This is a genomic window from Streptomyces yerevanensis (assembly GCF_000716805.1).
Lineage (GTDB): Bacteria > Actinomycetota > Actinomycetes > Streptomycetales > Streptomycetaceae > Streptomyces > Streptomyces flaveus.
In genome coordinates this window covers 134,645-146,404 of the sequence record NZ_JNWJ01000003.1, presented here as the reverse complement: position 1 = coordinate 146,404, position 11,760 = coordinate 134,645, and the positions used below count along the sequence as shown (strand labels likewise).

At 71.4% G+C, this 11,760-nt stretch carries 9 protein-coding genes; 2 read left to right on the top strand and 7 right to left on the bottom strand.

Annotation, left to right across the window (positions count from 1 at the left end; translation table 11 throughout):
• Positions 1-50: 50 nt before the first annotated feature.
• Positions 51-530, bottom strand: coding sequence for an SRPBCC family protein (locus OP79_RS04220; RefSeq protein WP_033318560.1), 480 nt, complete (start codon positions 528-530; stop codon positions 51-53).
• Positions 531-626: 96 nt separating this feature from the next.
• On the bottom strand, positions 627-1,457 hold the full coding sequence (locus tag OP79_RS04215; protein WP_033318559.1) for a DeoR/GlpR family DNA-binding transcription regulator: 831 nt from the start codon (positions 1,455-1,457) through the stop codon (positions 627-629).
• Between the two features lie 324 nt (positions 1,458-1,781).
• Between OP79_RS04215 and OP79_RS04210 the strand changes: the two genes are divergently transcribed.
• Positions 1,782-4,211 (top strand): hypothetical protein, encoded by a 2,430-nt coding sequence (locus OP79_RS04210; protein ID WP_051744400.1) that lies wholly within the window; start codon positions 1,782-1,784, stop codon positions 4,209-4,211.
• Here OP79_RS04210 and OP79_RS04205 read toward each other — a convergent pair.
• From OP79_RS04205 to OP79_RS04190, 4 genes are all read right to left on the bottom strand, one after another.
• Positions 4,181-6,625, bottom strand: coding sequence for a right-handed parallel beta-helix repeat-containing protein (locus OP79_RS04205; protein ID WP_033318558.1), 2,445 nt, complete (start codon positions 6,623-6,625; stop codon positions 4,181-4,183). The two genes, OP79_RS04210 and OP79_RS04205, sit on opposite strands and share 31 nt — an antisense overlap.
• 181 nt (positions 6,626-6,806) lie before the next feature.
• Positions 6,807-7,412 carry an Rv1733c family protein gene (locus tag OP79_RS04200; RefSeq protein WP_033318557.1) on the bottom strand — a complete coding sequence of 202 codons (606 nt, stop codon included), beginning with the start codon at positions 7,410-7,412 and terminating at the stop codon, positions 6,807-6,809.
• Positions 7,413-7,574: 162 nt separating this feature from the next.
• Positions 7,575-8,399 (bottom strand): MOSC domain-containing protein, encoded by an 825-nt coding sequence (locus tag OP79_RS04195; protein ID WP_033318556.1) that lies wholly within the window; start codon positions 8,397-8,399, stop codon positions 7,575-7,577.
• Between the two features lie 65 nt (positions 8,400-8,464).
• Complete coding sequence (locus tag OP79_RS04190) at positions 8,465-8,932, bottom strand: DUF6643 family protein (RefSeq protein ID WP_033318555.1); 468 nt, start codon at positions 8,930-8,932, stop codon at positions 8,465-8,467.
• 299 nt (positions 8,933-9,231) lie between these two features.
• Between OP79_RS04190 and OP79_RS04185 the strand changes: the two genes are divergently transcribed.
• On the top strand, positions 9,232-10,530 hold the full coding sequence (locus tag OP79_RS04185; RefSeq protein WP_033318554.1) for a TerD family protein: 1,299 nt from the start codon (positions 9,232-9,234) through the stop codon (positions 10,528-10,530).
• A gap of 16 nt (positions 10,531-10,546) precedes the next feature.
• Here OP79_RS04185 and OP79_RS04180 read toward each other — a convergent pair whose 3' ends face one another.
• Positions 10,547-11,722, bottom strand: coding sequence for a glycosyltransferase (locus tag OP79_RS04180; RefSeq protein WP_211270732.1), 1,176 nt, complete (start codon positions 11,720-11,722; stop codon positions 10,547-10,549).
• Between the last annotated feature and the right edge of the window lie 38 nt (positions 11,723-11,760).

The following is an 11,760-nucleotide window of genomic DNA, read 5'->3' as shown; positions in this document are numbered from 1 at the left end:
GACCAGCCACAACGTACCCGCAACTTCGAACCGCCCTTCCAGCGGAGCGCCTACGCAGGTGTTGACGCGAGCCGCCGGTCCAGCTTCACCACCGCGTCCCGGAACGCGCGCCCCAACCCCGGTCGCCCCAGCTTCACCGCGAAGTGGAACGCCGCGGTTCCGTCGGCGGCAAAGGTCCACTGCACCCGCGTACCCGTGCCGTGCGGGGTCAGCCGCCACTCCTCGACGAGGGCACGGACGCCGGGGGCGTTCGTCTCGTCCACGCGGTACGTGTACACCTCGGCGGGCTCGGCCGCGAGCACCGTCTCCTGGAAGCGCGTACCGCCCTTGAGCCGGATCTGCCGCCCGGCGCCGCCCTCGGTCGGCCGGGCCAGCGTCACCGCCGAGAACCACTCCGGCCAGCCCGCCACGTCCTCGGCCAGCGCGCGGAAGACCGCCTCCGGAGGCGCGCTCACCACTCTCGCGAACACCAGACGCACAGGAGCGGCCTGGACGAAGTCGAGCCCCACCGGGCGCAGTTGGCGAGCCACGTACGAAAACCCCCTCGCGAGAACGGAATCCGGACAGCGTCAAACCCGAGGTGAATGGTGGAACAAGGGCGCACGGGCACGATAACTGGCGGCCCGTCAGATGTCTGTACCCTCCTCGGGCTCGCCCGCCACCACCAGGCGCCGCAGATGCTCGGAGACCTCCGCACGCGCCTCGGCGGGCAGCCCGGCGTCCGTGACCAGCGTGTCGACCTGCTCCAGCGCGGCGAACGAACTCAGCCCCACCGTGCCCCACTTGGTGTGGTCCGCGACCACGACGACGCGCCGCGCGGACTGCACGAGCCGCCGGTTCGTCTCGGCCTCCGCCAGGTTCGGCGTCGACAGGCCCGCCTCGACCGAGATGCCGTGCACACCAAGGAACAGCACATCGAAGTGCAGCGCCCCGATCGCCTGGTCGGCGACCGGCCCCACGAGCGAGTCCGAGGGCGTACGCACACCACCCGTCAGTACGACCGTGGCCGCACCCTGTCGCTGTCCGGAGGTGCGCTGCGCCGCATGGAAGACATCGGCCACGCGCACCGAGTTGGTCACGACAGTCAGGTCCGGCACATCGAGGAGCTGATGGGCGAGTGCGTACGTCGTCGTGCCGCCCGACAGGGCGATCGCCGTGCCCGGCGCGACCAGGCTCGCCGCGGCCCGCGCGATGTCCTCCTTGGCGGTCAGCTCCAGTCCCGACTTGGCCTCGAAGCCCGGCTCGTGGGTGCTCGCCTCGACCACCGGGACCGCGCCGCCGTGCACCTTTTCCACCACGCCCTGCCGGGACAGCGCGTCCAGATCGCGGCGGACCGTCATGTCGGAGACGCCGAGCTTCCTGGTGAGTTCGTTGACGCGGACGCCGCCGCGCCGCCGGACCTCGTCGAGGATCAGAGCGCGGCGCTGCTCCGCGAGGAGGTTCTGATTCTCACTCACGTCCGCTCCGGTCCCTTCGCCTTGTCCTGCCCGACACTGCCTCGAACCCCCTCCGCCCCGTCCGACCCCCTCCGACGAGGACATTCTCCCCGACTGAGGCCCCAAGGGCGTCCCATACTCGCACGGGTGACCACCTCTTGCGCCACTGCCTGTGTCCACACGCACACGTCACGCGGGCAACGCAGAGCCGTCACTGTCACACGGATCGGGGAGATTCGGTGACCAGGGGTGCGCACCGACCCCGGAGCCGGGATTCTTGTACCTGCACATGACACATGCCCACAGGCATCACGCCCACAAGGCATCACGGGGGAAGCGAAGACAGTGGAGCGTTCACAGGAGCGTGCCTCGACGGGACCGGCGACCAGCGCCGAGCGGCGGCCCGAAACGGCCGACACCGCACTTGAACTCCTGGTCCACGGCGTGGGCGGCACCACGCCCGAGGAGATGCTGAACGATCCGCGCACCGTGCGGATCACCGGCGACGAGACGGCCGCCGTCTTCCGCCGTATCGACGACGCCGACGCGGAGAAACGGCCCGACGACTACCGCGGCAAACCGGTGCCCGAGGCGTACGTCTGGTGCAACCTCACCTCCGGAAACGGGTCCCGCGCTCTGTGGCTGCTGCTCCTTCCGTTCATGGTGGTCAATCTCGCCCACTGGATGCGGCCCACGGTGAGCGACAACCGGACGAGGACGGTACGCCTCTACGGCCTGCTCGTCCGACTGGTGAGCCTCACCCTCACGGTGCTGCTGGTCGCCGCCGCCTGCGAGGTGGCCCTCGACCTGGCCGCCTGGCAGTGCGCGGGCACGCGCGCGTGCGCAGCCGACCACTCCTGGCTGGGCTTCCTGGCACCCGTCGAGTCCGGCGACGGCTGGTGGAGCCAGCCCGGCCGCCGCCTCGCCCTCGCCGCCCTGGTGCCGGCCGCCCTCACCGGCCTGTTGTGGTACCTCTCCCACCGCACCTGGAGCGCGTACGAGTCCCAGCAGCCGATGACCGACGGGACCGACCTGGACGAAGACACCAGCCGCCTGGGCCTGGGCCGCCCCGGCTTCTGGTACGGGCGCCGCCTGGTGGCCCGGCTGCGCGCCGCCCACACCGCCGCGGGCCTGCTGACGGTCACCGCCGGCGTCGGCACCTCCGCCGCCCGCCACGACCGCGGGGGCGGCGGGCCTGTCGTCCTGGAGGCGCTGGGCTGGGTCCTGAACGCAACTCTCGTGGTGGGTGCGGTCGTTGTGGTGTGGGTCGTGTGCCGCAGGGGCCGCAGCGAGCGCCGTCTCGACCGGCAGCTCGACGGGGCCCTGGTGCGCTGGCTGCCCGTCGGTTCGCTGGTCCTGCTCGTCCTCACCATCGTGTACGCGGGCTGGTCGCGTCCTCAGTGGCGATCAGCCGCGCGGCTGCCGGGCGACGCGACCTTCGGCGGCATCGTCCTCGCCCAGGGCGTGCTGGTGATCGCGATCGGCGTGGTCGCCCACCTCCTCTACCGTTCCCACCCCGACCCCCGCACCGCGATGCGCGGACTGGCCGGGCCCGCCGTCGCCATGCTGGCCTGTGCGCTCGGCGGCGTGTTCTCCGGGGGCGTGGCCCAGCGCGTCGCCGACTGGCTGGATGGCACCGGAGGCTCGATCAAGGGCCCGCCGGTGTTCCTGACCTGGCAGGCGTCCGTCATCCCGCCCCTCCTCGTCGTCCTCCTGGCGCTCTTCGCCTGGCTGGCCCGGCGCACGGTACAGCTGCGCCGCGTCGCGATGAGCGAGGTGGAACAGGACTACCCCGCCGAACCCAAGGACACCGAGCGCACCCGGCGCATCGCGCGCACGCGCGCGATGGCCTCGCTCACCGACCGGGCTCCCCGCATCATCGGCATCACCTCCGTGGTGACGCTCCTGTTGGGCGTCGTGGCCCTGGTGGGCGCCATGACGGCCGACGAGGTGCCGGGCGAGGCCGCGCAAGGGACGTACGCCTTCGTGGAGGGCGCGGCCGAGACCGCGCAGGCGCTCGGCTCCTGGCTGATCGGCGTCGGCTTCATACTGTTCGTCACCTGGGGCCGCCGTGCCTACAAGGACCCTTCCGCCCGGCGCACCATCGGCATCCTGTGGGACGTCGGTACGTTCTGGCCGCGCGCGGCACATCCCTTCGCGCCCCCCTGCTACGCCGAGCGCGCCGTGCCCGACCTGACCTGGCGCATGGCCACCTGGACGCGCACCACAGGCGGACGGCTCGTCATCTCCGGGCACTCCCAGGGCAGCGTTCTCGCCGCCGCGGCGGCCTGGCAGCTCACTCCGTCGGTCCGTAAGCGAGTCGCGCTGCTGACCTACGGCTCACCCCTGGAGCGCCTCTACGGGCGCTGGTTCCCGGCCCACTTCGGCCAGTCCGCGCTCAGCGGCCTGCACCGCGAGATCGACTGCTGGCGCAATCTGCACCGGGCCACCGACCCCATCGGCGGCCCCGTCCGGCTGCCCGGCGACTGCGGCCCGAAGGTCGACCGCGAGCCGCTCAAGGACCCCCTCGCATACGGCCGGACCGCCGAACACCCGCTGCCCGCGCCGATCCTCGGGCACTCCGACTACCAGGCGGACCCCGCCTTCGCCGAGGAGCGGCAACGGCTGCTCACCCGGCTCAGGCCGGATGTGCCGGGACCGCGCCCGGAGGGCGAGCCTCCGCCTGGTCCTGGTCCTGGTGCGGACGGTGAGCCTGAGCCCGATCCGGGCGCGGACGTCGAGCCTCAGGGCAACTCGGGCAGGTCCTCGGCGTAAAGCAGGGTGAGGTCGTCCGTGCTCGGCTCGGTGAACTGGGCGACCCGGCCCGCGTGCCGCTCCACCATCGCCTCGAACGTCTGCCGTGCGGTGCGGCCGTTGCCGAACGCGGGCCCCTTCGGGATGGCCGTGAAGTACTTCAGCAGCGCCTCGCCCGCGCCCGGCGCCAACCGGTACTCGTGCTCCTCGGCCTGCTGCTCCACGATCCGCAGCAGCTCCTCGGGAACGTAGTCGCTGAAAGTGATGGTCCGTGAGAAGCGGGACGCCACCCCGGGGTTGACGCGAAGGAAGCGCTCCATCTCGGCCGTGTATCCCGCGACGATCACCACCACTGCCTCCCGGTGGTCCTCCATCAGCTTCACGAGCGTGTCGATGGCCTCGCGCCCGAAGTCGCGTCCCGAGTCCTCCGGCGACAGTGCGTACGCCTCGTCGATGAACAGCACGCCTCCACGCGCCTTGTCGAAGGCCTCCTGCGTACGGATGGCCGTGGAGCCGATGTGCTCGCCGACCAGATCGACCCGGGACACCTCGACGAGATGGCCCTTCTCCAGGACGCCCAGCGAGGCCAGGATCTCGCCGTACAACCGGGCGACGGTCGTCTTGCCGGTGCCGGGGGAGCCCGTGAAGACCAGATGGCGCCGCACGGAGGCCGCCTTGAGGCCCGCCTGCTGGCGGCGGCGGCCCACCTCGATCATGTCGGTGAGGGCCCGCACCTCGCGCTTGACGCTGTCGAGGCCCACCAGCGCGTCGAGTTCGCCGAGCACGGCCTTCGATGTGCGTGCGGGCTGCTCCGGCTGCCCGGGTTGCTGCGCGGTGACGAGCGGCTCCTGCTCGGTCGTGCGCTGGCCCGGGATGGCGCCCAGCAGACCGGGGGAGTGGCTCGTCGTCTCCACGGCCGTCTGAGCTGCCGGAGGCCGCACCCCGGCGCTCTCGTCGCTCGTGCAGTCCTCGACGACGGGCCCGCTGCCGGAGGCCTGGTCGCCGCCCGCGTCCGCGAACTCGTAACCTCCGCGCGCGCAGCGCTCCGTACGGCATTTCCTGAGCGTCGTACGGCAGCCGTCGATCACATGGAAGCCGTAGCCCCCGCTGCCCGTGACCCGGCAGCCGTGGAAGCTGCCGCGGCCCCCGGCCGAGACGTAGAAACCGGCCTCCGCGGGTGAGTCGACCGTGCAGCGCTCGACGGTGGGGTCGGCTCCCTTGGTCACGATCACACCCGTCTGCGCACCGTCGATGGTGCAGCCCGAGAGCGTGCCGCCGCTGCCGTGATCCCGGAACCAGGCGCCGGTGGCGGCGTCACGGATACGGCAGTCGTCGAGCTGTGCGGTGGCGCCGTCGCTCACCGACACCGCGGTGTTGCGCACCTGCCACAGATCGCTGTCGACGACATCGGCGCGTGAGCCGCGGTCGAGCACGAAGAGGGCGTCCGGCACGTCGTGCACCCGGCACGAGTCGAGTACGACGGTCGCGCCGTCGCTGACCCAGACCGCGGGGTAGTCGCCCGTACTGTCATGGATCTCGCACTGGTTGGCGTCCACGCGGGTGCCGGGGTCCCACACCGAAAGGCCGTTGCGCCCGAACTGCCGCACCGTGGAACGGGTCATCGTGAGGACCGAGCGGGAGCGAAGATCGACCGCGTTCTCCGGGATGTCGTGGATCCGGCAGTCGGCGAGCGTCAGAACGGCGTCCGTGTCGAGCGTGACACCGTCCGCCGTGGTCCGGTGCACCACGCAGTCGGTGAGATGCGCCGTCGCCCGCGCGGTGACCTGGACGCCGCTGCCCCTGACTTCGTACACCTCGCAGCCGACGGCCTCCAGCGCGGAATGCTCACCGGTCACCGACAGGCCCGCCCCCGAGGCGTGGTGCACCCGGCAGCGCTCCAGGCGCGGGTGGGCGGCGCCGCGCACGGCGATGCCCGACTGGCCGGCCGCCATGACCTCGCAGTCCTCGAACACCCCGCCCCCGCTGTCCAGTACGGCGATGCCGACGCCCGCAGGATTGTCGACCGTGCAGCGCCGCACGGTCGGACGCGCACCGCCGCGCACCTCGATCCCGGCCGCGGAACGCGTGACGATCCGGATGTCTGTGAGTTCCGGCGCTCCCTCCTCGACGAGCAGCGCGGGCGCCGCCGCGTCCTGGCCCTCCACGAGCAGGTCCTGGACCACGGCGGACGCGCGCACCGTGAGCGGCACACCGTCGACGGGCGCGATGCGCACGGAACCGGGGGAACCCTCCGGGCCACGCAGAGTCACCGTTCGCTGGACGACGAGGTTCTCCCTGTACGTACCGGGTGCGACAGTGAGCACATCACCGTCGCCCGCGGCCTCCAGGGCGGCGGCGAGCGATGCGTACTCACCCGTGCGGCGTCGCCACCGAGACGTGCCGGTGTGCGTCACCTGGACCGTGCCCTGTGCCATGGCGCTGTTGTGCCCCCACCTCGTCGTACGCGGGTCCTGAGAGGCTCCTCGTCGCTCCCCCTCGCCCCCGACCGGTCAGCTCACGGGGGTTCGGAAACAGCCTCTCACGACGATGCCGAACAGTTCGGCCGGTCCACCGTAGCGTGCGCGGGCAGGGGGAGTTGACCGGAGCGGGAGGCTGTCAGCTGCCCGTGCCGGTCCTTCCCCAGTCCGGTCCGGCCTGCGACCACGCCAGGTCCCAACGGGAGTACCGGCGGCGCACCATGCGCCACAGGACCAGCCTCCGGGAGCCCTCGACGAGTCCGGCGCAGACGGCTGCCGCGCCGAATCCGGCGAGCACGGCGTGCGTCGTCGCGGTGGCGGTGTCCAGGGGGCGGCCCACTATTCGGCCCTGCTCGTCGGTCCACAGCGTGAACCGGTCGCCGGCCTGCGGGGACTCGAGGGCGGCCATGACCGTGCCCTGTTGCTCGGTGCCGTCCGGGCCCTTCCAGTTGGCGAGCACACGGTTGTGGGAGTCGCGCGCCGAGGATGTCTCGGGGTCGGGGTCCAGTGGGGAGCTGTCCGCCTTCTTCACGACGGTCGCCTCCACCAGGTGACGGTCCAGGCGCTGCTGCCGTACGGACTCCCGCAGGGCGTCCTGGGCGACCGAGCCGACCCACGCACCGACCACGGGCGCGGCGACCAGGATGAGCAGCAGAGCAGCCATGGCCACCCAGGCCTCGACGAGATCGGTCGTACGGCGCAGCGGATTGCGCCGCCAGCGCCAGAGTCCCCTGATGGCCCGCAATGTCCCGCACCCCCTTCCGCGTCCGTGATAACCCCCGGCGGAGCCGTCCACGCACGGGGCCGGGGAAGAGAGAGTGAAATCACCCCTCGCGCCGACCCTTTCATGAACTTCTCACAAGGCCTCAACGGGCGTGCCCAGCGCCGTGGTTCCCCACGCGAGGGTCTATTCGAGGATTCTGACCGGATCTCCCACGCGCACGGTGCCGAGGGACTCCGGCACGAGGTTCTGCCCGAAGACCAGCTTGCCGTCGAGGCGGCGGTGGCGGCCGAGCGTGCGCAGCGGTTCCCCGCCGCGCACGGCGGTGTCCTGGTCGGTGGTGGTCACGACGCAGCGCCCGCACGGCTTGGCGATCCGGAAGGTGGCCTCGCCGACGGCGATCCGCGACCAGCCGTCCTCGGCCCAGGCGTCGGCACCGTCGACGACCACGTTCGGCCGGAAGCGGTTCATGGGGAGCGGGCCCTCGTCGGGCCGCTCCCCCCGCGCTATCAGGGAGTTGAGGGCGTCGAGGGACGCGAGGGTGGTGAGCAGCAGGGGATAGGCGTCGGCGAAGCTGACGGTCTCGCCCGGACGCGCGTACTCCGGATCGAGGGGCCGGCGGGTGGCCGGGTCGTCGAGATGCACGAGACGCACGTCGAGCCCGAGATACTCGCTGAACCATGCGTGCGCCGCGGCGTCGGCGGGAACCCCCTCCACCTTGTCGCGCACCATCTCGACCGTCGTCGTGCCGATCGGCTCGGGCACGGGAACGGCCAGCGATTCACGGCCGGGTCCGGACAGCAGAACACCGCCGCCGGGCTGTGGCTCGGCGGCGGCCAACGCCATGCGCGGATGCGCACGTTGGGTGATGACCTTGCTCGTCTCGTCGATCAGCACCCAACGCCGGTCGCCCGCCAGGCCCCATGGCTCCACGACGGCCTCGCGTGTGGCAAGGCCCCTGGCCGCCTTGAGCGGATAGACGTGGACCGAGTGCAGCACCGACATCGACATGAGGTCATCCTGCCAGCCGGCACTGACAACCTCCTCCGAGGGAGCCGGCAGATCGGAGCGAGGCCTCAGTATCCGCCGCGGTATTGCTGCTGCTGCCCGTTGTACGGATCCTGATACGGCGCCGGAGCCGGGCGGGGAGTTGCGGGGCGCATCGCCTCATAGCCCGTACCACCCGCCACGGGACGCTGCGGCTGTACCGGACGCTGAGGCTGCTGGCCCTGGGCACCCGGGTAGCCGCGCGGCCCGGCTGCCTGCTGCTGCGGGATGTACGGCGCGGCGGCCTGCTGCAGCGGCTGGGGCTGCTGGGCCTGCGGGTAGCCGTACGACGGCATCTGCGCAGAAGGGCCGGCCGGCAGGGCGGGCAGCGCTGCCGGAAGCGCGGGCAGGTGGCTGCCCGTGTCGTACGCCGAGGGGACCCGGATCGGTGCGATCTGCGGGGTACCCCGCTCTGCGACGAGCGAGTCGTAGATCGGAGTGTCCGGGAAGGAGGCGGAGTAGTAACCGCCGCCATAGGTGGAGCGGAGGGAGGTCATGGCACATAAGTTAAGCCCACGATGTGCTGGTTGGGGAGACCGATAAGAGGGTTGTTTTTCGTGTCGGCAGTGACGGGCCATCCCTAATGTGAGCGAACTTGTAGAAAAGGGGCAGCGGTTGAAGTTGAGATCTGGTAAAGGCCGAGTTCCGGAAGGGTTACTGGCGAGTCGGGTGACCTTCCCGCGAACCGGGTCATGGGCGTTCGGTGTTCGCTGGAATAGGTTGGCGAAGAACGGCTTCTTGTACTGAACTGAAGCGCGATCCGGCGCGGAGACACCCGATGGGGGCGGACATGTCAATGCCTAAAGGTTCGAATGTTCCGGTGCCGACGTCCGGACTTCGCGTCGAATTGGGGTGGGGTTCCGGCCCCGGTGTCCCCGACGCGGATGCCTCGGCGCTGTTGCTGGTCTCCGGGAAGGTCCGGTCGGACGACGACTTCGTCTTCTTCAACCAGCCGACGCACGCGTCCGGCGCGGTGCGACGCGAGGGCAAGAAGGACGCCGGCGGCCAGGTGACCGACACACTCATCGTCGACCTCGCGCGCGTGGAGCCCGCGATCGAGACGGTGGTGCTCGTCGCCTCCACGGACGGTGGCACGTTCGGGCAGGTGCCCGGCCTGTACATCCGGGTCCTCGACGCACAGCAGGGCACGGAGGTCGCGCGCTTCGACAGCGAGGGCGCGACCGTGGAGACGGCCTTCGTGCTCGGGGAGTTCTACCGCCGTCAGGGCGCCTGGAAGTTCCGTGCCGTCGGACAGGGCTACAGCAGCGGACTGGAAGGGCTGGCCACGGACTTCGGGATCACGGTGGACGAACCGCAGCAGGCGGCGCCGCCCGCGTCCACGACGCCATCGCCCGTGCCCTCGACGCCACCGCCACCCGCGCCCGTCGCCCCGCCGGTCACGGCCGCGCCCCCGGTGACGCCGCCGGCCGCGCCGCCCGCCCAGCCCGCCGCCCCGGTACGCCTGACCAAGGTCACGCTCACCAAGGAGGCCCCGTCGGTCTCACTCACCAAGCAGGGCGGCACCTCCGGTGCCATGCGCGTGAACCTCAACTGGCAGGTGCGCAAGCAGTTCTCGGGGTGGCGCAGCAAGCTGGGCCAGGCCGTCGCCATGCACGCGGACCTCGACCTCGACCTGTGTGCCCTGTACGAACTCTCCGACAGCAGCAAGGGCGTCGTCCAGGCGCTGGGCAACGCCTTCGGGGCGCTGCACCAGCCCCCGTTCATCCATCTCGACGGTGACGATCGCACCGGGGCCTCGGCGAGTGGCGAGAACATGAGCATCAACCTCGACCACCAGCAGTACTTCCGCCGCATCCTCATCTTCGTCACCATCTACGAAGGGGCGCGATCCTTCGCCGACCTGGACGCCACGGTGACCCTCCAGCCGCTGCACGGTGCGCCCATCGACTTCTCGCTCGGCGAGTGCACCGTGCCCTCGACGGTGTGCGCGCTGGCTCTCATCACCAACACCGGCAGCGATCTCGTCGTCCAGCGCGAGGCCCGCTTCCTGGTTCCCGAGCGCGGCGTGAGCCCGCAGCGCACCGTCGACTACGCCTACGGGTGGGGCATGAACTGGACCCCAGGCAGGAAGTGACCCCGAAAGCGGCCTCTCACCGCTGCTCGGGCGCCGTATCGGGACGGGTGTAGGTGCGCCCCTTCCACGCGGCGCCGCGCCCCCTGTAGTGCTGCACCGCGGAATCCACCGTCATGAGGAGGTACAAAAACGCGGTGACCGGCAACAACAAGGCGAGCGGGAGCGGCTGTCGGTAGTAGCGGAGCATCGGCAGATACGTCGCTGTCATCAGCAGCCACGCGAGCCCGCCCGCCGTCGCCGCCCCGGCGCTCCCCGCGGCGAGACCCACGAAGAGCGCCACAGGGGGCACCAGGTACACCACGACCAGGCCGACGGCCGTGCCGACCAGCAGCAGCGGGTTGTGCCGCAGTTGGGCGTACGCGCTGCGCGAGACCATCCGCCACAGGTCGTGCAGTCGCGGATAGGGGCGCACGCTGTCGACCTTTTCCGCGAGCCCCAGCCAGATGTGGCCCCCGGAGCCCTTGACCGCCTTCGCGAGCGCCACGTCGTCGATGACGGCGTGCCGGATGGCGTCCGGAATCCGGGCCTGCTCGGCGGCGTCCGCGCGCAACAGGACGCAGCCGCCCGCCGCGGCGGCTGTCCGCGACGCCTTCACGGCGATCCGGCGGAACGGATACAGCTGCGCGAAGAAGTACACGAAGGCGGGTACCACCAGCCGCTCCCAGACGCTCTCGACCCGCAGCCGCGCCATCTGCGAGACGAGATCGAAGCCTCCGGTGCGGGCCGCGGACACCAACTCCCGCAGGCTGTCCGGGGCATGGGCGATGTCCGCGTCCGTCAGCAGCAGATACTCGGGTGCACGCGTGCGTGCCAGGCCGATTCCGTGCCGTACGGCCCAGAGCTTGCCCGTCCAGCCCGCGGGCGGCTCCCCGGGCGAGCCGACGGTCAGCGGCAGCCCGCCGTGCCGCTCGGCAAGCTCGCGGGCCAGTTCCCCGGTGCCGTCCGAACTCCCGTCGTCGACCAGGAACACCTCGGCCCGCCCCGGATAGTCCTGCGCGAGGAGCGACGGCAGGCTGCGCGGCAGTACGGCGGCTTCGTCCCGCGCCGGTACGACGACGCAGACGGACGGCCAGTCCTCCGGCTCCCGGCGCGGCGGCAACCGCAGATCCGTACGCCAGAAGAAGCCCTGTCCCAGCAGCAGCCACAGCCATGCGGCGAGCGATCCGGCGGCGGTCCACACAAGGGCGTTCACGGGCCGCAGTCTGCCCCACCCAAGGGGGCCCGTTGGGG